The sequence below is a fragment of the Sulfurimonas sp. genome (assembly GCF_018698455.1).
Classification (GTDB): domain Bacteria; phylum Campylobacterota; class Campylobacteria; order Campylobacterales; family Sulfurimonadaceae; genus Sulfurimonas.
This window is the reverse complement of the sequence record NZ_JABIOQ010000030.1, coordinates 16,916-41,370: the sequence shown is the minus strand read 5'-3', so window position 1 is coordinate 41,370 and position 24,455 is coordinate 16,916. Positions and strand designations below refer to the sequence as shown.

The following is a 24,455-nucleotide window of genomic DNA, read 5'->3' as shown; positions in this document are numbered from 1 at the left end:
ACAGGGCTTAAAAGCTGTAACAACTGAAACAACTGCTACATCTGAACTTGCAAATAGTTCAAGAAATGATATTAACGATGTTGTAACTCAACTTCACTCTCTTAATGACCAAGTAACATCAAATAACGATAGTGTTGTAGATTTAGCTTCGAGAACTGCTGATATCACCTCTGTGATTGAGCTTATTACAGATATTGCTGACCAGACTAATCTTCTTGCCCTCAATGCTGCAATTGAAGCGGCACGTGCTGGTGAACATGGTCGTGGTTTTGCTGTAGTTGCCGATGAAGTGCGTAAACTTGCAGAGAGAACACATAAGGCAACAAGTGAAATTTCTATCTCTATTAAGTCTTTACAGCAAGGTATGAGTGAGATTCAATCAAGTTCTGATCAAATGGCAACAACAGTTCTTAGTTCTACTGAAAAGATAGAGCACTTTGAGCATACACTTATAGAGCTTAATGATAAAGCATCAACTATTGTTGATTTTTCTTATCATATGGAAAACACATCATTTATAATTTTAGCAAAAATTGACCATATACTCTACAAAGCTCGTGCATACAACTCACTCTTAGCAATGAGAAAAATCTTAAGTCCTGTAGATTCACATCAATGTAATCTTGGCAAGTGGTATGAAACGGAAGGAAAGGGAAGATTCCAATCTACCCCTGCTTATGCTAAAGTAGGTACACCTCACAAACTTGTACATAAGTATGCTAATGCAAATCTTGCCTACCTAGAGAAAGAGGATAGCCTAGATATTATCATTGATGATAGTGAACTAATCCTTGCTAACTATGCAAATATGGAAAGTGCTTCAAATCAACTTTTTCCACTACTTGATCAGATGCTTCAAGAGGGTGAATAGTTCGGACTTAACGTTGAGTTAAGCCTTATATTGTAACATTTTGTAACTTCAATATAAGGCTCTCTATGAATTGGCGTACTAAAAGCGAATCTAGACTAGAAAAAATGGGTGAGAAGATAACTCTGCACCCAAAAAAAATAATCCTCTTTATGATGCTAATCAGTATTTTACTGATTTCAAACCTCCCTAAAATAACAATAGACACTTCTACTGAAGGTTTTTTACATACAAATGACCCTGCTCTTGTTCGTTATGAAGAGTTTAAAGAACAGTTTGGTCAAGATGAAAAAATACTAGTAGTAATTCAAGCTAAAAATATATTTGATCTTAGCACTCTTCAAAAGATTAAAACACTCCACACTGAACTTGAAAACTCAGTACCACATTTAAATGACATCACTTCATTAATAAATGCAAGAAATACACATGGAGAAGGTGAGCAACTCATTGTAGAAGACCTATTTGAGAATTTTCCTACAAATGAGAAAGAACTTGCAGCTATAAAAGAATTAGCTCTTAACAATGCAATGTATAAAAACCTTCTTTATAATGAAGACTATACAATGACTACTATTATACTCGAGCCAAATACTTATGAAAGTTCAAATGATGTAGATGCACTTGATGGTTTTGAGATTGAAAGTGCAGGTGAAGACATAAGTAATGAAGAGTCAGAGTTTTTAACTGATCCATCTAAAAGTGAAATGGTGAGAACAGCTGATAAAATCGCCAAAGAATTTAATAGTGAAGGATTTACTGTTTTTGTAGCAGGCTCTTTAGCAGTAAACGATTACAACAAACAGTCCGTTCAAAAAGATATGCAAAAGTTTGTAAAGTTAGTTCTTTTAATGATGATGGCATTCTTATTTATAGTATTTCGTAGAATTAGTGCTGTCTTACTTCCTATCTTTATCGTTGTTTTATCTCTTTTAACAACTATATCTATTATGGCTATTGTTGGGACACCTATAACTATTCCAACACAAATTTTACCATCCTTTTTACTCGCCGTTGGTATTGGTGCTGTTGTTCACCTTCTAGCAATGTTTTTTAAATATTTAAATTCCCCTGAAAATACTAAAGAGTCAGCCATTAGTTACTCTCTAGGACACTCTGGACTAGCGATTATTATGACATCACTTACAACTGCTGCTGGACTTTTGTCTTTTTCTACTGCCTCAATTGCTCCTATCGCCGATTTAGGTATTTTTGCAGCCATTGGAGTAATCATTGCATTACTAAATACTCTTGTATTATTACCTGCAATTCTAGCGGTTCTTCCTATAAAACCAGCGAAAGTGAAGCATCAAGAAAAAAGTCAAAAAATGGATACTTTATTAATCGCTATTTCTGACTTTAGTTTTAATCATGCAAAGAAAATTGTAGTGGTAAGTTCAGTCATCGTCATAGTATGGGTTTACTTTGCGATGGGAGTAGAGTTTAAGCATGATCCTCTCTCTTGGCAACCAGATGACTCTCCCGTAAAAATTGCAACTGCTACGGTTGACCATGAACTCAGAGGTTCTGTGACTATGGAAGTTATTATAGACACAAAACAAGAAAATGGTCTTTATAGTTCAGAGTTATTAACAAAGATAGACTCTCTTGTTAAAGAAGCACAAGAACTAAAAACAGAGAAACACTTTGTTGGAAAAGGGTGGAGTGTTGCAGATGTTTTAAAAGAGATTCATAGAGCACTTCATGAAAATAAAGCAGAGTATTATGCCGTTACTAAAAATGATGCACTTATACCTCAAGAGTTTCTACTTTTTCAAAATAGTGGTAGTGATGATTTAGAAGACTTTGTTGATAGTACTTTTTCAAAAGCTCGTTTAACATTTAAACTACCATGGATGGAAGCTGGTGAATATGCAGAAATTAGTGATGAGTTAACTCATCTTCTCAAAGTTGGCCTTGGTAATGATGTAGAGATTACGATTACTGGAATGGTACCATTGTTTCAAAGAACTTTAGCCGCTGCTATGAGTTCTATGGCTGTTAGTTATGTAGTCGCGTTTATACTCATCGGGATAATGATGGTTATACTTCTTGGAAGTTTTAAAATCGGTCTTACTAGTATGATTCCTAATGTGCTTCCAATCATTATGACGATTGGCTTTATGTCTATGGTAAATATGCCTTTAGACATGTTTACTATGCTTGTAGGAGCTATTGTTATTGGTCTGAGTGTTGATGATACTGTTCACTTCTTTCATAACTTTGCAAAATACCATCACCAAGGCTACTCAACTAAAGAGTCAGTTGAAAAGACAATGCTTGGAACAGGCCGTGCACTAGTAGCAACAACTATAGTTCTTTCACTAGGTTTTTATGTATATATGTTTGCATCACTTACAAACCTAATAAACTTCGGTATATTAGCTGGTGGAGCGATAACAATAGCACTGTTTTCAAACATTATACTCGGGCCTGCACTACTTACTCTTATAACTAAAGATAAAAAATAATTAAAGGATATAAAATGATTTTCAAAACACTACTAATTGCGAGTTTAACACTTAGTTCTCTAATGGCTATTACAGGTCAAGAGATTGCACAGAAAGCTCATGATAGAGATGAGGGGGATAACTCTATATCTAATATGAAAATGACTCTCATAGATAAAAATGGAAAAAAACGTATTCGTGATCTTAAAACTTTTACAAAAGACAAAGGGGAAGATAAACTCAAATTAATGTTTTTTCTGACTCCTGCAGATGTTAAGAATACTGCATTTTTAACTTATGACTATGAAGATTCAAACAAAGATGATGATCAGTGGCTATATCTTCCAGAACTAAAAAAAGTAAAACGCATTGCATCTAGTGATAAGAGTAGTTCTTTTATGGGAAGTGATTTCACATACTCAGATATGACTTCTAGAAATGTTAGCGACTATACATATAAAATAATGAAAGAACTTACAGTAAGAGGAGATAAAACATGGCAGATACTTGTTACACCAAAGAGTGAAAAAACTATAGATGAAACTGGATATACCAAGTCTATAATTTTTGTAAGACAAGATAATTTTGTAATCATCCAAGCACTGAACTACATTAAATCTGGGAAAAAACTAAAATATATGATTGTCAAAGGTTTAGAAAAAATTGATAATATATGGACCGCAACAGAGATTCATATGACAACTAAAAAAGGGAAGAAAACTCTTCATAAGACTATCTTTAAGTTCTCTGCTATTAAGTATAGCCAAGATCTTCAAGAGTCACTATTTACCACTCGTACACTTGAGAGAGGTCTGTAACAGATGTCAACGAAACTACTTTTATCACTTGCATTGACATCTTTAATCGCAAGTACACATTTACTTGCGCAGAATGATACTGATATGGATTTAGGTGGTTTTGACACAGAAGAACTGACGAATGAAGATAGTAATGACTTAGATGGATTTTCAGATGAAGAGAGTGAAACAAATTCAAATGAAAAAGTCCTAGCTCCAAAAAAACAATCTATATTCTCCATTAATGGTAACCTCGCGTTTAAAACCTCTTATGGGTATATTCCCCATAGTGTAAAAGCTCATCAAGTAGATACTAAACCGGTAGATTATTCAGGTTTTAACCAAGCACAAACTTCTCTTTACCTTCAAGTAGATGGTAAGTTATCTGATGATTGGAAAGTGAGAATAAGTGGTGATACTTTTTATGACGCTCTTTATGACATAAGAACCAATAACGATTATAATCAAGATACATTAGATGATTATCGTACTCAGATTAGATTTGATGATACTTATATTCAAGGTCGTTTATCTCGTAGTATAGATGTAAAAGTAGGACGCCAAATCGTTGTCTGGGGGAAATCAGACAGCATACGAATAACTGATGTTATCAACCCCATTGATAATCGTCTTCCTGGTATGACAGATATAGAAGACTTAAGACTTAGTACAACTATGGCTAAACTAGACTACTACCTTGGTCAATGGAATTTTTCAGCAATGGCTATTGGAGAGACAAGAACTTTTATAGAGTCAGCTCCTAGAAGTGAGTTTTTTCCTGTTGATAGTATTTTCCCAGGTGCACCCGATCCATTTATCACTTTAGAAAACCCAGAAATTTCATGGGATAATATGCAGTATGCTTTTGCTGCAAATGGAATTTTCTCCGGATGGGATCTCTCTTTTTACGGGGCTGATGTACTTGACTCTAGATGGCACATAGAAGGCTCTCTCCCTAATGCTACTCGCGAAGTATCAAAAATACAGATGCTTGGAAGTGCAATTAACATAGTTACTGGTTCTTGGCTTTTAAAAAGTGAAGTTGCTTATATAGATGGTATCAAATACAACTCTACTCTTGATGAGAAAGCCAGAGTTGATACTCTTGTTGGAGTTGATTACATGGGTATTAAAGATAGTGTACTCTCTCTTGAAATTGCCAATAAGCGTATATTTGACTATGAAACACAGATGTCAGGTGCACCTACTGGTATTATCCCTTATGTTCCTGACTATACACAAGAAGATGAAGTGCAAACAGCTATTAGGGCTACTCGTTCATTTGAAAATGATTCCATTAATACAACTGTCCTTTTAAGTATGTTCGGACATAATTGGCAATATGGTGGATTTTTCAGAGCTTCAGTTACATATGATGTTGTAGATGCTGTGGTTGCTAATTTTGGAGTTATTGATTATATAGATGCTGCTAAAAAAGAGGATAAGCCTTTTATGAATGCTATCAGTAATAACGATAGAGTTTTTGCAGACATTACTTATAGCTTTTAACTTATCCAAAATATTTATTTGAGCTTAAAAGCTCAATAAAAGTATCCGCCATCTTTTCATACCCTATTTCATTTGGGTGAACGGCATCATTTCTCAGAAAATCATCTAAAGTTATTTTTTTTAGAACTTTATTTTCGAGTAAAATATCCATCTCCTCTGCAGTATCTATATATATTTTGTGTACTTCATGAGCATAGTCATAATAATCTGGAACACCAATCAACAGCACTTTTGCACCTGAATCTTTAATAAGCTTAATCATTGCTAGCATGTTACTTTTTAGCATTTGAATTGAGAGTTTGCAGAGTATGTCATTTGCACCATGACAGAGTATCACTAAGTCTGGTTTATATAAAAGTAACTCTGGTAAGCGAGATAAACCCGCATGTGAAAACTCACCATCTACTCCAGCATTTATTATTTCCAGTTCAGTTTTTTTCTCAAAATATTGTGGATAGCTACACTCATACCCCACTCCAAAGCCATTCGTTAGACTATCCCCAAATGCTAATATCACACTTTCATCCTTTATCTTAAGTAATTTTATATGCATATTTTATCAGTTTTATTCAGTTTTTATTTTCAAAGTTAAAAATAGAATAATTTTGTATAATAAACTTATAAAACTTGGAGAAACTATGTTTAAAACTTTATATGCCATTACTTTTACTTTGCTCTTTACAGCTTGTTCAAATACGAATGAAACCCCTCAACCACAAGTTAAAGTATCACCAACTATATTCCATGAGGGAGTAAAATTTCTTGAAGACGACAGAGTGCAAAGTTCATTTTGTTATGCATATGGACTAGATGAAGGGAAATTATCTGCAAGAAATAAAGTAAAAGAGATTGCTTTACGTCAAGCTATAGAAGCTTCTAGTGTTAAAATCATGAGTATGTTTGAAAGCTCAGAAAAATGTGAATCAAGTCAACCCTCATGCCAAACTCAAATTAAAAGCTATTTTCAACAAGTAAGTAATAGTTTTTACAATAATGTCACCCTTAATTATCAAGATTTATCTACGAGTAAAGTTTGTGTCATAGCTACAGGACAAGTGATAAAAATACTCCCCAAAGAAAAAACAAAAAAAAGTCATCGAATTATTGATCTTATGAATAAAAATTTTCTTAATAACCCTAAAGAATTAGGTGAAATTTTTGAAGACATGGACACTTATATCAGACCAGCGACTGTAGAGATAAAAAGTGGTCAATATCGTATGGGAACACTACTGAAAAAAAACTCACAACCCCTTCATACAATTCTTATAGAAAATGATTTTCACATTGGAAAATATGAAGTTACAAAAGCAGAGTTTAAACTTTTCATCAAAGACACAGGTTATGTAACAGATGCTAAAAAAGATGGAACATGTATGGTATACGATATGAAGCATATTAATAAAAAGGGTATTACATGGGATAACTTGCCTTTCTATCAAGGGGATAACGAACCTGTAGTATGTGTGAGTTACAATGATGCTCGAAACTATGTAAAATGGTTAAGCCATAAAACACAAGATAATTACCGTCTTCCCACAGAAGCTGAATGGGAATATGTTGGACGCGCAGGGACAGATACTACATGGAGCTTTGGAAATGAGAAAAATACTTACAAAGAATATGCTTGGTACGCTTCAAATTCAGGAAAGCAGACTCATCCTATAGGTACTAAGAAGTCTAATCCATGGGGTATTTATGACATGAGTGGTAATGTATGGGAGTGGTGTGAAGATTCATACATGACATACAAAAGCACACCTCGTGATGCTACTGCCCTTACATCCTCTCATGTTAAAGTTTTAAGAGGAGGAGCATGGATGACAAAATCTACCCCAATAGGTTCAAGATGGGCTAAATCTTCAAATAATCGTTATTACGGTATTGGATTCCGAATAGTTAAAGATGCCAAAAAATTATAATACTACTATATATCCAAGAAGTATTATAAAAACAGTGAGGTTAATCTTTAAAGTTTAAAGATATTATCGTGCCCTCTCCTACCTGAGAGTCCGCAGATATATCTATTTCCATCACTTCACAAAGTCTTTTCACTATGTCTAAACCTATTCCATTACCACTGACATGCTCTTTATAAGAACGTTCAAATATATATTCGGGGTTTTCTATGCCAATGCCATTGTCTTCTATACACAATAAATCATTTTTCATATAAATTTGCACATAGCCATTCTCAATATTATATTTACAGGCATTTGAGATAATATTAACAATTATCTGTTTAAATGCACCTCTATTTACAACGGCATATACTTCAGTTTGTTTTACTATAAATTGTAAATGTGGAAATATTTTTCTATGAGTATTGACAACCTCATTTATAATGTCAAAAAGGTTCTCTTTTTGTACTAGCATAGTATCTTCTTGCAGTAAAACAGTAAGATTATTATGAAGTTGACCAATATCTTCAAGACTATGCTTAATTCTCAGAAGTGGCTTATTATTTGTAAAGTCTTTTTTTGACTCTAAAAGTTTTATGTTTAAAAACATCGCAGCTATGGGTGTATTTAAATCATGAATTAAATCTTTAGAGAATTTATCTAGTTTTGTGATTGCTCTTTGCATAGGTCTTAATGCTCTCATCGCTAAAAAATAACTGAGTATTGCAAAGAGTAAAAGGAGAATCACTTGAACGAAAATAATATATAATTTAACACTCAAAAGCTTCTCTAAGTAATCTGTTTTATCTTTAGTTATTAAGATATACCCACCTTCCCAACTGTGAGGCATATACTTTAAAAATTCATTTTCTTTAATAGTAAAATTACTCATATTAAAATTTTTGATCTCTATTTCTTTTATCTGATGAGTAATATGTGAACTTATAGGATTTTGTTTCATCTTAAGCTGTCTAGTATATTCTATCATCGAAAAATGTTCTTTTTTAATGAGTGCTTTTTCTTGTTCCATGTAGTAAAAAAAGCCTGCTACTAAGATGAGGGAGGCTACACTTCCAAAATAAATACTAAAAAACTTCCAAAAAGCCTTCTTTTCATCATTTAACAAGTCTATATCCTATACCTTTGATGGTCTGAATCTCTAAACCTGTTTTTCTTAGTTTAGTCATGTAAACACGTAGGGCCCCTTCACTAGACTCGTTTGCTCCATCTAACTCATAAAGTAAATCATACTTCGTAATAGTTTCATTTATATGTTTAAACAAAATTGCAAGTAATTTTTGTTCCTGAGGTGCTAAAAGTATTAGTTTTTCGTCTTTAAAAAGTTCATTTGTTTTTATCTTATAAAGAAGATCTTTATAGTGGACCTCATTCTCTTTTGATGCAAATGATTTTCTCAGTATGGCTTGAATTCTAACCAACAGCTCATCAAAATCAAAAGGTTTTTTCAGGTAATCATCTGCCCCTACTTCAAACCCACGAGATAAAGATGCTATGTCATTAAGTGAAGTTAAAAATATACAAGGAGTTGTGTTATCTGCTTCTCTAAGGTTTTTTAATAATTCAAATCCATTCAAATCAGGAATATTAACATCAAATAGCATCAACTCAAAACTATTTTCGTATGTTATCTCTAATGCTTTGTTACCTGTTGTCGCCAAACTAACTTCATAGCCCTCGGCTTCTAGTAATTCAACAAGTGTTTCTGAGAGTATTAAGTCATCTTCTACCAGTAATATCCTAGCCATGATTAGACTTAGTCCCACTCATCAAACATAGAGTTTGAATGTTTATCTTTTTTATATCTTTTGGCATTTTTATCTTTATCAAGTTGGTTTGAACTATGAAGAAGTTCTTCTTTGATGTTTTCTACATCTTCCTCTGAGTCTTTATAACTTATCATTTTTTTGACAAGGGTTTGCAGGTCTTTTAACTCACCCTTATAAAGGTCAACCTCATCAATACGCTTAAGTAATTTTACACTGTTCTCTATCTTTTTGTTAAGACCTTTGCTTGTAAGCTCTGGAGTATTCATAAGGTATGAAATCATACCTTTGTGAAATCGTTCAAGTGCTCGTATGTAACGTAATCTATTTGCATTATCTATCGCTTTTTGTGATGCTGCCATTGTTACCCTATTATTTATTTATAGATATAATTATACAAGAGAGTTCTTAAATGGGCTCAAATAACTTTTGGAAATAACTTTGAAAAAAATAATTCTACTTCTTACACTATTAACATTATCACTTTTCGCTGAGGCAAAAAACTCATATATGACACAAGAAATCTTAGATTCGGACATGGCAATCGTTGATGTTAGGACATCTCCTGAATGGATAGAAACAGGACTACTAAAAGGTGCCATTCCTATAGTGTTTTTTAATCAAAATGGTAAGCCTGAAATAAACAAGTTTTTAAAAGAACTGCAAGAAAAAGTTGATGTTAAAAAGCCTTTTGCCATCATTTGCCATACAGGGAGTAGAACTTCTATGATTGCCCCTTGGTTAGCAGAGAACTTTAACTATAATGTTATAAATATCGTAGGTGGTATGGAGTATGCAACAAAAGGTTTAAAGATGAAAACACACCCGTATAAAAAATAATGCCAACATTCCTCAAATTTCTCTTCCATCTTTTTTTAAGATTATTTATTGTGTTTGCTGTCATAGGCATCATTGTATTTTTACTTTGGGGTGCTTTATACCTCATTTTTTACTAGCAGGTATAGTTTCCACACAATTTTTGTATATACTTGCGTTTTAAAAGGAATTAATTATGATATTAAATAAAAGTTTTATAACGAACCTCGGAGCATGTATACTTATTGGTCTCTCATTTGTCTTTATTGAGTGCGCAAATTTCCTACTTTTTACAGGGCTATTTGCTCTCTCTGGTGCATTAACAAATCAACTTGCAATACATATGCTCTTTGAAAAAATACCATTTCTTTATGGAAGTGGTGTAGTTCCCTTGCGTTTTGAAGCCTTTAAAGAAGCTATAAAAAACCTAATGATGAATGAATTTTTCACATCTGAGCAGTTAGAAAACTTTTTACAAAAAGAAGAAAAAAAGATAGACTTAGAACCCATCATAGAAGAGACAGACTTTAGTCCTGCGTTTGATGCACTAAGCAAGACTGTAATGGAATCATCTTTTGGTGGGATGTTAGGTATGTTCGGTGGGGAGACAGCTCTTGATGCACTTCGTGAACCATTTTCCAAAAAAATGAAAACAGCAGTTATAGCAATAGTAAACACTAAGACTTTTAATCAAACACTTAATAAGCATTTAAAAGAGTCTTCAATCAATGATGACATGATGAGCTCCATAGAGAGTGTAATTGACTCGCGTTTAAACGAGTTAACACCACAACTTGTAAAAGAGATAGTTCAAAAGCTTATAAAAGAACATCTTTCATGGCTCGTTGTATGGGGTGGTATTTTTGGTGGACTGATCGGGTTAGTGAGTTCATTCTTAATATAGCCCTATAATAAGAAGTCTATGGATAACATAGATAAAATTTTACAACATTTAACTATTAATCTTCTGAATTATGATTAAACTAGCTAAATGTTGTAAAAATTCCCACTTGATAAAAATTATTTTTCAGAACTAATTATGCTATTTTTTATTAGTAGGTTTTTTATCAACTTTGATATGCTAATATTATGTTCACGGGCATATTCTATTATCTCTTGTTTTGCTTTTTCATCTACACTAATAGTAATTTTATGATAATTTTTTGATCTATCTCTGCCATGGGTTTTTCGCTTAGGATAGTTCAAATCTTTTCACAAATCACTTAAAAAGTGGAAGGTAAAAAGTGAAAAGAGTGGAAGGCAGTTTGTGAAATTTCCATGACACGATATCTAATCTTGAACGGGCTAACCTTTAGTATCGGTAATTTTATTCAAACAGGAGAGTATTGTCTAAAAATCATCAATTATGCGAAAAACATGAAGAATTTACTGATTAGGGAGTCCGATACATGTAAAAAGTAATTTTATAGCCTACTTAGGTACTTCTGGATTCAAAAAAATAGATTCTTGATGAATTTGGAAGTAAGGAACAAGTTATGGAATTATTTGGGTATAACTTCATTCATCTTAAGTATAAATATTATTGTATAATAAGAGAAATAAACTTTAGGAAAGAACTTAATTTTATGATAAACAAACTTTGCCAAAACCCTAGGGTTAGTGCTTACTTCCTCATTTTACTATTAGCTTTTTTTGCACTTATCTACAATGCTTTTTTACCTTTACATGGAGATGAAGCATACTACTGGATGTGGAGCCATGACCTAAAAACTGGTTACTATGATCATCCTCCCATGGTTGCGTATTTTATTTATCTGACTAACTTTATTTCAGAATCCGAGTGGGGAGTTAGGCTATCAAATGTATTTGCTATTAGTATTTCATCTCTTTATATTTTTAAACTAACATCTAAACTCAGTGATGAAAAAACTGCCTTAAACGCGGTCATCATTTTTCTCTCTGTCCTGCTTACTCATGCTGGGTATATTTTCACAACTCCAGATACACCACTGAACCTCTTTTGGACACTTTCTTTGTACTACTCTTACAAGGCTATATTTGAAGGAAAACTTAGAGATTATGTTTTAACTGGACTCTTTTTAGGTCTTATGATGACAAGTAAATACTCGGCTATTTTATTTGTAATGTCCTTACTGCTATTTTTACTTATTAAACGCCGTGAGCAATTTTTAAACCCATATATGTACCTTTCTATATTCATTTCGCTTTTAGTTATAGCCCCTATGCTTTACTGGAACTACCAACATGAGTGGATTAGCTTTTTATTTCAAATTGACCATGGTTCTACGAGTGATTTTTACATTCAGCCTTGGCTTATACTCGAGTTCTTTGGAGCTCAGTTTGGTGTTTTCACACCTGTCTTTACAGCTATTTTGTTTTTCTTTCTAGCAAAAGACAAACTTTATTTTAAAGATGAAAAACTTTTCTTCATTGCACTAATGACGGTCGGAATACTTCTCTTTTTTCTTTACAAAAGTTTTTATGTAAGTATGGCTCCTAACTATGGTGCACCGGCTTATATTGGGGGAACTATACTCTTGGCTATCATCATAAGAAACTATTCCCTTAAGAAGACTTTTATTCTTGGACTTGGTGTAGCTCTGTTTTTTACAACTATTGTACGCATCGCGATGATTACTCATCTTCCAGAACTACAGCGTTTTATGTATAAACCACAAGAGATAGTTGAGCGTTTTGCGACTCACTTAAAAGAGGGAGACCACATTTATGGTGCACACCTCACAACAGCCGCTTATCTTAAGTACTATCTTCCAAATCATCCCAAAACAGATGTAGGAATTCCATCGCGTTTTTCATACTATGACATGGTTCGTGATGATTACTACCATAAAGATGGACTTCTTCTCTCTCGAAATGTAAAACGCGGTGACCAACTAAAAACTATGTATAAAAATGTAGAACTCATAGATACTTATGAAGTTTTTAAAAATAGAACTTTTTACACCTATCGAGTCTCAGACCCAATAAATAAGAGCAGTAAATGAAAAATATAATCACACTTTTAAGACCACACCAGTATGTTAAAAACATCTTTATTTTTGCACCTCTAGTTTTTGCTTTTAACTTTAGTCAAGATGCCTTTTTAAATGCCGGTATCGCGTTTGTTCTCTTTTCACTATTAGCGAGTAGCATATATATATTTAACGACTATATGGACATTGAGGAAGACAAAAAACATCCTTCTAAGAAAAAACGCCCTCTTGCAAGTGGAGCTATTTCTAAAAAAACCGCACAGCTACTTTTTTCTATTCTGTCTATAACAGTTTTAGTTCTCGCATTTATATTTAGTCTTCCTCTGTTCTTTGTCCTTGCTGTATACTTTCTGTTAAACATTGTTTATTCTTTAAAACTCAAACACATTGCCATTGTAGATATTTTTATCATCAGTACTGGTTTTGTGCTGCGTTTATTTGCAGGTTCACTCGTGACGGACACTCCTCTTTCTATGTGGATAATCATCATCACATTTTTACTCGCTATCTTTTTAGCGCTAGCTAAACGCCGTGACGATGTTCTTTTATCACTTGCAGGAAAAGAGACGAGAAAAAATATAGATGGATATAACTTAGAGTTTGTAAACGCAGCCATGGTTCTTATGGCTGGAGTTGTTATTGTGAGTTACTTACAGTATACAGTCTCAGCAGAAGTCATTTCTCGCATAGGAAGTGAGCATCTATTTTTGACAACATTTTTTGTTATTCTGGCCATCTTTAGATATATGCAGATAACCTTTGTAGAAGAAAAAAGTTCAAGTCCTACAAAAATAGTTCTGGGCGACCGATTTATGCAAATTAGTATTTTACTTTGGCTACTTAGTTTTGTAGCAGTTGTGAAGTTTATATGATAGCTTTTTGGTATGTTGTTTTTGCTATTATTTCAACTATAACAAATTTAGGATTTCAATTTCTTAGCTTTTTCGTTTATGATGGTTACTTAGCACTGTATGTCGCCATGTTCATAGGAACGCTTGCTGGTCTTGTCCTCAAATATGTTTTAGATAAAAAGTACATCTTTTTTCATGAGACAAAAAGTAAAAAAGATGATGGTAAGAAGTTCTTTTTGTACTCACTTATGGGAGTTTTCACAACTTTTATATTTTGGGGTTTTGAGATTGGTTTTGACACTCTTTTTGAGAGTGAAAATGCCAAGTATATAGGTGGACTTATTGGTCTATTTATTGGTTATATTGTAAAGTATAACCTAGATAAAAAATTTGTGTTTAAGGATTAATTTTTGAGTTTAATAAGCTGGGGGAACTATCCTCGTACACATAACAGTGTTCATGAACTACAAGATATAGAAAGTCTAAAAGAGAAACTCTCAACTGATGGAGATTTCATCGCGTTTGGTAATGGACGAAGCTATGGTGATAGTGCTGTTAGTGATAACATCGTTCACACAAAACCTTATGACTACTTTTTAGATTTCGATGAGACAAATGGTGTTTTAGAAGTTCGTTCAGGCGCTCTTTTAAGTGATATCTTAGAGTCTGTTGTAAAGCGTGGCTGGTTTTTAAAAGTAACTCCGGGAACTAAACTCATAACAGTCGGTGGTGCAATAGCTTCTGATATTCACGGGAAGAACCATCATATAGAAGGTTGTTTTAGTGAATGTCTTGAAGAGTTCACTATCATGATGGCAGATGGTGAGATAAAAGTGACTCAAAAAGGTGATGAGCTTTTTCTTGCTACTTGTGGGGGAATGGGACTAACGGGTGTTATTTTAACTGCAAAAATCACTCTTAAAAAAATAAACTCTCAGTTCATCCGTCAAACAACCATAAAAACAAAAAACCTCAAAGAGACTTTTGCTGCATTTGAAGAGTATAAACACTTACCCTATTCTGTTGCGTGGATAGACTGCTTAGCCACACAAGAGAACCTTGGAAAATGTCTTTTAATGGCTGGTGATTTTGCGGATGATGGTGATTTAAACTACAAACCAAAGTCTAAACTCAACATCCCTTTTAACTTTCCAAACTTTGCACTTAACAAATTTAGTGTAAAGGCTTTTAATTGGTTGTACTATGCAAAATCTCCTAATGGAGTCTCAAAACAAAGAGTTCATTTTGATAGCTTCTTTTATCCACTGGATTCCATTAGAAACTGGAACCGTATTTATGGTAAGAATGGTTTTACTCAGTACCAGTTCATACTTCCTAAAGAGGGAAGTTTTGATGGTTTAGAGAAAATTTTAACAAAGATAGCACAGAGTGGCAAAGGCTCGTTTCTTGCCGTTTTAAAACTTTATGGTGCAGAAAATGAAAACTATTTGTCTTTTCCTATAGAAGGATATTCGCTCGCACTTGACTTTAAAATAGAAGAGGGACTTTTTGAGCTCTTAGATGAACTTGACGAAGTAGTCAACGAGTATGGTGGACGAATTTATCTTACAAAGGATGTTCGTGTGAGTGAAGAAGTGTTTGAAAAAGGTTACTCTAAAATAGATAAGTTTAGAGCATTTAGAAAAGAGAACAATTTGGACGAGAAATTTAACTCGTTACAATCTAAAAGAGTGGGGATATAAAATATGAGTTATGTACTAATAGTCGGGGCAAAGAGTATCGTTGCACAAGAGACAGCTCGCGTTTATGCGAAAAATGGGTATGACTTATACTTAGCAGCTAGAAAATCAGATGAGCTCGGTGAGTTTAAAAATGACCTTGAAGTTCGTTCAGGTGTTAAAGTTCAACTTCTAGACTTGGACTTAGTCGCTTACGATACACATGAAAATTTTTATGACTCACTAGATGAGAAACCTCTAGGAGTTATTGTTGTTGCTGGTTATATGACAGAACAACATAAGGCTGAGCAAGATTGGAGTGAATCATTAAATACTATCAGTGTGAACTATACCGGTGTAGTGAGTCTTTTAAACATCATAGCTAATGACTTCGAGAAACAAAGACGTGGCTTTATCGTGGGTGTGAGTTCTGTTGCAGGAGATCGTGGTCGTAAGACAAACTATATCTATGGAAGTTCAAAGGCTGCGTTTAGTGCTTACCTCAGTGGTTTAAGAAACCGCCTTTTTGAGTCTGGTGTTACTGTTTTAACAGTAAAACCTGGTTTTGTTGCTACAAAAATGACGGAGAACCTAGACCTCCCTGAAAAATTAACAGCACAACCGAGTGATGTTGCAGATGATATATTTATAGCACAACAATCAGGTAAAGATGTTCTCTATACAAAATGGATTTGGAGATATATTATGCTTATAATTACAAGTATTCCAGAGTTCATCTTTAAAAAGCTGAGTATATGATAAAAGAGTTTCCACATGAAGTGAAACTTGTCGCGTTTATACTCCTTTTTAAACTTCTTATACTTGCTCTTGTTCCTCTAACAGGAGATGAAGCGTACTTTATCAAATGGGCTACACATCTCAGTAGTGGTTACTATGATCATCCTCCAATGGTTGGTTGGCTTATCTACCTTATGAGTTTTGTAAGCGAAAGTCATATATTTTTCAGACTCTTCTCTTTTATGAGTGCTATTATCGTCGCATTTAGTATAGTAAACATTGCCAAACTCTATATGGACGAGAAAAAAGCATTCTTTTTAGGACTACTTTTTTTAGCATCTCCCGTAGACATTCTTATGTCTCTTTTTACAAATGACATTCCCCTTGTACTCTTTGGAACATTAGGAACTCAGTTTTTACTTTACTCTTTTCATAAAGAGAAAAAAATTACTTATGCCCTACTCTCTGGACTTTTTTTAGGAGCTGCTTTTTTAAGTAAGTACTTCGTTGCTTTTTTACTCATCTCTCTTTTAGTATTTGTTTTTATTGTTTATAAACGCGAGGCTATTAAAAATGTAGCCATCGTCGCGTTTATAGTACTTTTAGCCATCGCTCAAAACCTTTACTTCAACTACAACTGCTGTTGGAATAACATCATGTTTAACTTCTTTGCAAGAACAGAGAGTGAGTACAACTTTCAAACAGTTACAAACTTCTTTTTAAATCTCTTCTATGTTGCAACTCCTTGGGCATTATACTTTTTATATAAGTGTAGAAAAAACTTTGTGAATAAGGAACTTTTTAAACTACTGAGCCTTATTTTAGGCTTTATGTTTCTTATATTTTTTCTTGTTGCTCTTAAAAATGAGCTTGGAATTCATTGGTTTATACTTTTTGTTCCTTATTTCTTTTTACTCTTTAGTTTTTTAGATGATAGTTATTTAAAAAAATTATTTACATATAACTCAATTTTTACATTCATTCATATAGTTGTTATTTTAAGTGCTCTTATCGCCCTTAAGACATTGCCTACATCATACCTCTCAAAAAGCTACTTCTATCCAGATATGCTCTTTGCAGATGAGAACAAGGTTGTTTGTGCAAACATCGAGACAACCGAGAACCTTTTTGCTCTTGGTTATACTAATGCATCCCTACTTTCATACTTTTGTAAAAAAGATATTATGATGCTTTTTAATGACTCAAAGTTTGGAAGATTTGATGATGTGCTTACAGATATACGTGAACTTGATGGAGAGAACGTACACCTCTTTAACAATAGAATCATCAAAACTAAAGAGCTTGATAATGTTTGCTCAAAAGTAACCATAGATACTTTTAGTATCAAAAACATTCCATTTTATCTTGCAACTTGTACGGGCTTTAATTATCAAAAATATAAAAATATTCATCTACAAAAACAAAAAGATGAGTTTTATACCATTCCAAAATGGCTGCCTCGAGGCGAATGCTACTTTGATGAAAGATACACTTTTAATGAGAGTATAAAGTGATACTTGCTCTTTTTGACTTTGATGGAACTCTCACAACAAAGGACTCCTTAGGAGAATTTGTAAAGTATGCCGTGGGCAGTAGAACCTACTACTTAAAGTTACTACTTTTTTTTCCTATATTTATTTTGTATAAAACAAAAATTATGGATAACTCTTATGCAAAACAGCTCTTTTTTAGACTTTACTTTTCAGGTATCCATGAGAACTCATTTAAAAAGCTTGCCCTGAGGTACTCAGATGAAAAGCTCCCTACTATTTTAAATCAAGAAATATACAAAAAGTTTTTATCCCACATTGAAAATGGAGATAGAGTTCTTGTAGTTTCTGCCTCTATGAGATGCTGGTTAGAGCCTTTTACATCAAAGCATAATGTCGAACTTTTATCAACAGAACTTGAGTTTATAAATACTCAATTTTCAGGAAGATTTAGCACTAAAAACTGTCATGGTGAAGAGAAGCTTTCTCGCATAAAAAAACATCTTAACCTTGATGAGTACGATGCCATATATGCCTATGGAGATAGTTCTGGAGATAAACAGATGCTAGAAATTGCAGACTTTGCATATAAAATCTAACCCAATTATTCTATTTTTAACAATTATTTAGATAAAATAATACTCATATGAAAAACATTATTAAACTCTTAATAACCATTGCTATTTTTTACTTTCTATTTCGTGAGATAAATTTTGTTGAATTTAGTAAAATCATCTTTAACTCTCATGGTGGATGGATAGTAGTCGCACTTATAATGCAACTCATCTCTACATACTTAGCTGCATACCGATGGTTTAAAATTTCTCAACTTTTAGTTTTCAAAGAGAAACTCTCATTTTATGTTCAGAGCTACTTCAAAGGAACTTTCTTCAACCAAGTTCTCCCCTCTAGCATAGGTGGTGATGCAGTTCGCATCATCGACCTTACAAGAAAAGAGTATGATAAAAAAGATGCTTTTTATGGTGTTTTTGTAGACAGAGTAGTCGGTCTAGTTGGTCTTTTAGTTTTAAACCTTTTGGCTTCACTCGTTTTTTATGGAACATTTGAAAGTGATTTTTCTCAGCTTATAATTTTTATAGCACTGGTTGGAATCATAGGTTTTAGTCTCCTTTTTCAGCTACATCATCTAAAATTTTTAGCAAATATTAAATTTTTAAACCTTTTTGTAAGACTTGCAAATAGACTTAATTCTCTTTATGCCTCAAGACTACTACTTATTCAACATATTAGTATTTCTGTCATCGTACACCTGTTTTCAGTCTTAACGATGTATGGACTTTCTCTAGCACTTGGACTTGACCTTAGTTTTCAGACTTTACTCATAGCTGTTCCACCTGTGTTTCTCCTTACTATTGTCCCTATATCACTTGCGGGTTGGGGAGTGCGAGAAGGTGCTATGATAGGTATCTTTATGCTTGTTGGAGCAGACCAGACTAAGGTACTTGCTATGAGTATACTTTATGGTTTACTCCTTATACTCAGTGCATTACCAGGTTCATACTTTTGGATAAAGAGTAAAAAAACAACATAAACCTAAAGCCCTATAAATAACTAAAATAGAGAAGGATAAATTACAATGAACGTAGACACAATGAGAAATATAGACCATTATGCAGGTGTTCCACTAGCTTTTGCAGGTACAATCATCAAAAAAACTATACAAGCTTTCGTACCACCAAAACAACAAAAAGCAAAAAATGTACTTCTCATTGAACTCTCAGAAATGGGAAGTGCCATCTTAGTCGACCCTGCTATGCGTAAGCTCAAAGCAAACATCGAGGGTGAACTTTACTTTGTAATCTTTTCTAAAAACAAGGCATCCCTCCAACTTCTTGAGACTGTAAAAGAAGAAAATATTTTCACTATAGATGAAAGTGGAATAATGGAAATAGCTCAAACATCTTTAGCATTTTTCAAATGGTGTAGAGAAAAAGAGATAGACTCGGTTATAGACCTTGAACTATTTTCTCGTTTTACAGCACTACTAAGTGCAGCTAGTGGAGCTACTAATACTGTAGGTTTTCATGCGTTTCATAATGAAGGGCTGTATCGTGGAGACTTTTTAACACACAAAGTAGCTTATAATGCACACCAGCATATCTCTAAAAACTTCATTGCACTTGTAGATGCACTTTTAAGTGAAAGTCAAGAACTTCCATTTATGAAAAGAATTATTCCTGATTCAGAGATAGAAATAGCCAAAGCGACTATTAGTGATGAAGAGCAAGAATCTATTCTTTCAACTATCTCAGGTATATATGAAGGTTTTGACAAAGAAAAAAATCCTGTTATATTAGTAAACTCAAATGCTTCAGACCTCCTTCCTCAAAGACGTTGGGATAGAGAAAACTACGGAGAAGTTATCAACAAAATATTAGCATACAATGAAAATGCAATAGTACTTCTGACTGGTGCACCTTCTGAAAAAGATGGAGCACAACTGCTTGCTGATTATGTAGGTGATAAACGCTGTATTAACTTTGCTGGAGCTGTAAAATTTTTACAACTCCCTGCACTTTATAGTGTTTGTGCTTTTATGCTGACAAATGATTCAGGACCTGCTCACTTCGCTTCTATAACTGATATGCATACATTTGTTATTTTTGGACCTGAAACACCTGCTCTATATGGCTCTCTTGGACCTACAACACCTATTTACTCACATATGTCATGTTCTCCTTGTGTAAGTGCTTCAAACCATAGAAAAACGCCATGTAGTGATAACCAATGTATTAAAATCATTACGCCTGACTGGGTATTTAACACGCTAAAATTCAAGCTTGATGAACTTAACTAGCAAAGAACATTCTCCTCTTTTATACTTCATCAGCTTTGTAGCCATTTTCAGGCTACTTATTGCACCTTTTCTTGGTCTAGGAGCTGATGAAGCTCATTACCTTATTTATGCGCTTAATCTTGACTGGAGTTACTATGACCACCCTCCTCTTGTTGGATGGACTCAGTACCTTTTTACATCTGTTTTTGGGGTAAATGAATTTGGGGCTAGAGTAAGTGCTATAACTATTGGTTTTATCACTTCTTTATTTGTTTATAAACTTCTTTACCAAATTAACTTAGATGCGAGAAAAGCCTTTATTGGAGTACTTGCATTGCATGGTGCATTTATATTTAATGCCCTTTTTCTTATGCTTATGCCTGATACACTTCTATTTCTTTTTATTATTCCCATTATCTTTTGTGTTATTAACTTAGAGAAAAATGATTCTTTTAAGAACTGGCTTTTACTAGGATTATTGCTTGGACTTACAGGACTTTCAAAATATACAGCTGTTCTTTTTATAGTACCTATTGTTTTATACTTCATCATTAAAAAGAGATTTGATGTATTTATAAATCCTAAGATCATACTTTCTATTCTTCTCGCGTTTACCATTGTACTCCCGGTAATATACTGGAACATACAAACCGACTGGGAGAGTTTTACTTACCAAAGTAATCATGTTATGGGTAACTCTAACATAGAGTTACAAAATCTTTTTCTTTCTCTTGGTGGACAGTTTGCAACTTATAACCCACTTCTATTTCTAATTGCCTTTTATGGTTTATATAGAGCTTTCAAGTCATCTAATGACATACTACTATTATCAGCTTTATTTGGTTCAGTTCTCTTCTTGTTTTTCGCTTACAACTCTTTATATTCTCGTGCGCTTCCTCATTGGTCAGCACTTTTTTATCTACTTTTTATTCCCATAGGAAGTTACTATTTATATGGCAAGGCTAAGAAATACACTCTGTTTTCTATACTTCTTGGAATAACACTATCTGCTCTGATATACATAGAGATAGCTACAAAAATAGTGCCTCTTCCAGATGAAAACTCATTACAACTTGATATATATGGTTTTGAAAAAATAATGAGCAAGGCAAACGCAGAGATAAAAAACCCTAAAAATGAAGCTATTGGAGTGACTCTTTGGACTCTCGCTTCACGAGCAATAGTATATAACAAAAAATACAGCTCAGAAGTTTTTCTTTTAGATAAACGCCATGACCAATTTGATATCTGGCAAAAAAGTTCACCTATTGGTAAGGATTTAATAGTTATAGATATCAGTTTTGCACATAAAGACATAGCATCTTATATGCAGTGTGACAGTATTATAGAGCTTAATTCTTTTAATCTTATAGATAAGAGTCAAGAGAAGAAAAATATAGCTCTTATCAAGTGCATAAACTATCAAGGAATACGATGATATTTTCAAAAAGAGCATACTTCATTTTTACATTTACTATGCTACTACTTATAGTTACTTCATACTTCACAGTAGACAAAAGTATCTCTTTATACTTCATAGAGCATGCAGATATATACAAACAATTTGGAAAGACTGCGAGCATGCTTGGAGAGTCACACTGGTATATAGGCATTGCTATTTTAGGTACTGTTTATTCTACTTATATTAAGAAGAATGAACTCTATAAAAGTAGGTTTCTCTTTCTTCTCTATGCAAATATATTTTCAGGTTTTATTAGTCTAGTGCTCAAGATGATTTTTGGAAGATTACGTCCATGGAAGTTAGAAAATGGTGAAGATAGTTTTGGATTTTTAATTACACAAAACCCAGAGTTTTCATTCGTGCAAAACATCGAGTACCATATCAGTATGATGATTCAAAACTCAACACACTATACGTCTTTCCCATCAGGACATGCAACTACAAGTTTTGCAGTTTTTACCTTTATGAGTATCATAGCACCAAAGTACATCTATCTATGGTTAAGTATTACTCTTCTTGGTGCAGGGAGTAGAATCCTTGCTAATGATCACTTTGTAGGTGATGTTTTAGCAGGAGCCTTAGTTGGAATACTTTCGACACTCTTTATCTGCTATAAACTAAAAATTTATCCTCATAAATCTATCTAATATATTTTCGACTTGTATCTGGTTCTCTTGTTTTAAAGTAACCTAAGTTCTTATCTATTTCAGCATCAACACTATTTACTTCTTTTGCAATATTATCTACATCGTTTGCAAACTCTCCATTTTCAGATGATAAAGATGCTATAGCTTGGATCTTCTCAACAATAGAAATTATTTGAGTTTCCATATGTCCCATACTTTCTTGTGAATCATCTGCAAGAACCACACTCTTATTGATACTGTCACCCATATTTACAAAATCAGCTCTTACCTCTTCTCCGTAAACAACAAGTGTCTGAACAATCTCTTTATTATTATCTATTTGTTCTGTCGCATCACCAACAGATTGAACAAGGACAGATATGGAAGCATCCACCTCATTAATAGCCTTATTTGTACTCTCTGATAGTTTTCTAACCTCTTCTGCAACAACAGCAAATCCACGACCATGTTCACCTGCACGAGCTGCTTCTATCGCTGCGTTTAGTGCAAGTAAATTTGTTTTTTCTGAAATATCACGAATAACATTTGTTATCTCTTTTAAACCCTCAATGTCATTTATAAGTTTTCCAAACTCATGACTTATAGTATCAGCACTCTCTTGTGTTGTCGAGATACTGCTAATAATCCCTTCTATCTTTTGTGTTGTTCCCACTAAAACAGATGAGCTTTGTGTATTTATCTTCAAGATTTCTTTGGAATCTTCTACATTTTTTTCAAGTAAATTGCTAACACTATTAAGTTCACTCATAGTCTCTTTTGCCATATCACCAGAATTTGTTGTGGTATCTCTTAGTTTTTTAGTAAGTATACTCAGTTCTACGGCTAAAAGAGTCTGGTAATGACTACTTGATTTGATATTGACAATTGTATTATGTATTTTGTCTAAAAATGCGTTCATTTCAATACTAATGCTTCTAAATACATCTTTCGTTTTTAATACTGGTAGTTTTATTTGTAAATCACCCTCACCCACACTTAAGTCATGTGCTACATCTTTAAGACTTTGTGCATTTTTAAGAATCACAGTTCCAGTAAAATAATTTATAAGTATTAAAACAAAAATAAAGAAAAAGAGTAAACCTGAGAAGTACTCTATAAAATGTGTATTTATATCATCAAAATAATCAGCCTTATTTACACCTGGCACTAGCCAAGCATCCCATTCTGGTATATATCTAAATGCTGCAAATTTTTCTTGTCCTGTAGTTGAAGAAGTATAAGAGTATACCCCTCCTTCTTTATGAGAAATAATATAATTTCCATAATCAGTAGCACTAAGATTTGTACCCTCTTTCTTTGGATGTGCCAAAAGTGTACCATCGCTTGAAATAAGGTATACATATCCACTTTTTCCTACTTTCATCCCACGAATAAAGGCCTTAACCTCTTCATCTTTATAACCCGTGCTATTCTTCTTAGCTATATAGTTTACAGCACTACCAACTGTTTTAGCAACTATAGAAATGTCAGTTATCATAATTGCTTTTATATTACTAATAGCAATAAAATAAGACACAATTAATATAATAATTAGAGATACTATTGAGACACTAACATTAAGTATAAATTTAGACTTTATAGTTTGAAACATTGACCATACCTTCTTGATAATAATTTAAGCAATGATACTAAATTCTACATAAATTACTTCTTTATTACTTGTATTTATGTTATGATTTTTTTAATACATA

General features: G+C 33.3%; 24 protein-coding genes. 18 read left to right on the top strand and 6 right to left on the bottom strand.

All coding sequences use genetic code 11. From position 1 onward, the window contains the following. From HOG88_RS04515 to HOG88_RS04500, 4 genes are all read left to right on the top strand, one after another. The coding region (locus tag HOG88_RS04515) for a methyl-accepting chemotaxis protein (protein WP_295003668.1) at nt 1-871 on the top strand (871 nt) is incomplete at its 5' end. 65 nt (nt 872-936) lie between these two features. After that, the gene (locus tag HOG88_RS04510; protein ID WP_295003666.1) at nt 937-3,339 is read left to right on the top strand and encodes an MMPL family transporter; all 2,403 of its coding nucleotides are present in this window, start codon (nt 937-939) and stop codon (nt 3,337-3,339) included. 14 nt (nt 3,340-3,353) lie between these two features. Then, nucleotides 3,354-4,136: an outer membrane lipoprotein-sorting protein gene (locus HOG88_RS04505; protein WP_295003664.1), complete on the top strand. Its 783-nt coding sequence runs from the start codon at nt 3,354-3,356 to the stop codon at nt 4,134-4,136. A 3-nt stretch (nt 4,137-4,139) separates the two neighbouring features. Continuing rightward, nucleotides 4,140-5,624: a DUF1302 family protein gene (locus HOG88_RS04500; protein WP_295003662.1), complete on the top strand. Its 1,485-nt coding sequence runs from the start codon at nt 4,140-4,142 to the stop codon at nt 5,622-5,624. A 1-nt stretch (nt 5,625) separates the two neighbouring features. On the opposite strand, the gene HOG88_RS04495 is transcribed toward HOG88_RS04500, so the two are convergent. Then, nucleotides 5,626-6,141 (bottom strand): GDSL-type esterase/lipase family protein, encoded by a 516-nt coding sequence (locus HOG88_RS04495; protein WP_295003660.1) that lies wholly within the window; start codon nt 6,139-6,141, stop codon nt 5,626-5,628. A gap of 121 nt (nt 6,142-6,262) precedes the next feature. Here HOG88_RS04495 and HOG88_RS04490 point away from each other — a divergent pair, with 121 nt between their 5' ends. After that, the gene (locus HOG88_RS04490; RefSeq protein WP_295003658.1) at nt 6,263-7,546 is read left to right on the top strand and encodes a formylglycine-generating enzyme family protein; all 1,284 of its coding nucleotides are present in this window, start codon (nt 6,263-6,265) and stop codon (nt 7,544-7,546) included. 40 nt (nt 7,547-7,586) lie between these two features. Here HOG88_RS04490 and HOG88_RS04485 read toward each other — a convergent pair whose 3' ends face one another. The 3 genes from HOG88_RS04485 to HOG88_RS04475 are packed head-to-tail and all read right to left on the bottom strand — an operon-like array spanning nt 7,587 to nt 9,671. Continuing rightward, nucleotides 7,587-8,651, bottom strand: coding sequence for a HAMP domain-containing sensor histidine kinase (locus HOG88_RS04485; protein WP_295003656.1), 1,065 nt, complete (start codon nt 8,649-8,651; stop codon nt 7,587-7,589). After that, a complete protein-coding gene (locus HOG88_RS04480; RefSeq protein ID WP_295003654.1) occupies nt 8,641-9,291 on the bottom strand; it encodes a response regulator transcription factor in 651 nt (216 codons plus the stop codon). The genes HOG88_RS04485 and HOG88_RS04480 overlap by 11 nt, the downstream gene beginning before the upstream one ends. A gap of 8 nt (nt 9,292-9,299) precedes the next feature. Continuing rightward, nucleotides 9,300-9,671: a hypothetical protein gene (locus tag HOG88_RS04475; RefSeq protein WP_295003652.1), complete on the bottom strand. Its 372-nt coding sequence runs from the start codon at nt 9,669-9,671 to the stop codon at nt 9,300-9,302. Between the two features lie 79 nt (nt 9,672-9,750). Between HOG88_RS04475 and HOG88_RS04470 the strand changes: the two genes are divergently transcribed. Further along, on the top strand, nt 9,751-10,149 hold the full coding sequence (locus HOG88_RS04470) for a rhodanese-like domain-containing protein (protein WP_295003650.1): 399 nt from the start codon (nt 9,751-9,753) through the stop codon (nt 10,147-10,149). A gap of 172 nt (nt 10,150-10,321) precedes the next feature. Beyond that, the gene (locus HOG88_RS04465) at nt 10,322-11,029 is read left to right on the top strand and encodes a DUF445 domain-containing protein (protein WP_295003648.1); all 708 of its coding nucleotides are present in this window, start codon (nt 10,322-10,324) and stop codon (nt 11,027-11,029) included. 116 nt (nt 11,030-11,145) lie between these two features. Here the strand turns inward: HOG88_RS04465 and HOG88_RS11900 are convergent, their stop codons facing one another. After that, complete coding sequence (locus tag HOG88_RS11900; protein ID WP_367234541.1) at nt 11,146-11,331, bottom strand: DUF6364 family protein; 186 nt, start codon at nt 11,329-11,331, stop codon at nt 11,146-11,148. A gap of 380 nt (nt 11,332-11,711) precedes the next feature. Here HOG88_RS11900 and HOG88_RS04460 point away from each other — a divergent pair, with 380 nt between their 5' ends. The 11 genes from HOG88_RS04460 to HOG88_RS04410 are packed head-to-tail and all read left to right on the top strand — an operon-like array spanning nt 11,712 to nt 22,764. Beyond that, entirely contained in the window at nt 11,712-13,112 is a 1,401-nt protein-coding gene (locus tag HOG88_RS04460; protein WP_295003646.1) for a glycosyltransferase family 39 protein, read from the top strand. Further along, nucleotides 13,109-13,972: a UbiA prenyltransferase family protein gene (locus HOG88_RS04455; protein WP_295003644.1), complete on the top strand. Its 864-nt coding sequence runs from the start codon at nt 13,109-13,111 to the stop codon at nt 13,970-13,972. Before HOG88_RS04460 ends, HOG88_RS04455 begins: the two co-directional genes overlap by 4 nt. Further along, on the top strand, nt 13,969-14,358 hold the full coding sequence (locus HOG88_RS04450; protein ID WP_295003642.1) for a GtrA family protein: 390 nt from the start codon (nt 13,969-13,971) through the stop codon (nt 14,356-14,358). Before HOG88_RS04455 ends, HOG88_RS04450 begins: the two co-directional genes overlap by 4 nt. A gap of 3 nt (nt 14,359-14,361) precedes the next feature. Beyond that, nucleotides 14,362-15,654 (top strand): FAD-binding oxidoreductase, encoded by a 1,293-nt coding sequence (locus HOG88_RS04445; RefSeq protein ID WP_295003640.1) that lies wholly within the window; start codon nt 14,362-14,364, stop codon nt 15,652-15,654. A gap of 3 nt (nt 15,655-15,657) precedes the next feature. Further along, nucleotides 15,658-16,389: an SDR family oxidoreductase gene (locus HOG88_RS04440; RefSeq protein ID WP_295003638.1), complete on the top strand. Its 732-nt coding sequence runs from the start codon at nt 15,658-15,660 to the stop codon at nt 16,387-16,389. Continuing rightward, nucleotides 16,386-17,882 (top strand): glycosyltransferase family 39 protein, encoded by a 1,497-nt coding sequence (locus HOG88_RS04435; RefSeq protein ID WP_295003636.1) that lies wholly within the window; start codon nt 16,386-16,388, stop codon nt 17,880-17,882. Before HOG88_RS04440 ends, HOG88_RS04435 begins: the two co-directional genes overlap by 4 nt. After that, nucleotides 17,879-18,457, top strand: a complete 579-nt coding sequence (locus HOG88_RS04430; protein ID WP_295003634.1) for an HAD family hydrolase — start codon at nt 17,879-17,881, stop codon at nt 18,455-18,457. The genes HOG88_RS04435 and HOG88_RS04430 overlap by 4 nt, the downstream gene beginning before the upstream one ends. Nucleotides 18,458-18,504: 47 nt before the next feature. Next, complete coding sequence (locus HOG88_RS04425) at nt 18,505-19,410, top strand: lysylphosphatidylglycerol synthase transmembrane domain-containing protein (RefSeq protein ID WP_295003632.1); 906 nt, start codon at nt 18,505-18,507, stop codon at nt 19,408-19,410. Nucleotides 19,411-19,455: 45 nt separating this feature from the next. Next, a complete protein-coding gene (locus HOG88_RS04420; protein ID WP_295003630.1) occupies nt 19,456-20,676 on the top strand; it encodes a glycosyltransferase family 9 protein in 1,221 nt (406 codons plus the stop codon). After that, complete coding sequence (locus HOG88_RS04415) at nt 20,663-22,093, top strand: glycosyltransferase family 39 protein (protein WP_295003628.1); 1,431 nt, start codon at nt 20,663-20,665, stop codon at nt 22,091-22,093. The genes HOG88_RS04420 and HOG88_RS04415 overlap by 14 nt, the downstream gene beginning before the upstream one ends. Then, nucleotides 22,090-22,764 carry a phosphatase PAP2 family protein gene (locus HOG88_RS04410; RefSeq protein ID WP_295003626.1) on the top strand — a complete coding sequence of 225 codons (675 nt, stop codon included), beginning with the start codon at nt 22,090-22,092 and terminating at the stop codon, nt 22,762-22,764. The genes HOG88_RS04415 and HOG88_RS04410 overlap by 4 nt, the downstream gene beginning before the upstream one ends. Here HOG88_RS04410 and HOG88_RS04405 read toward each other — a convergent pair. Further along, nucleotides 22,757-24,355: a methyl-accepting chemotaxis protein gene (locus HOG88_RS04405; protein ID WP_295003624.1), complete on the bottom strand. Its 1,599-nt coding sequence runs from the start codon at nt 24,353-24,355 to the stop codon at nt 22,757-22,759. The genes HOG88_RS04410 and HOG88_RS04405 overlap by 8 nt on opposite strands. Between the last annotated feature and the right edge of the window lie 100 nt (nt 24,356-24,455).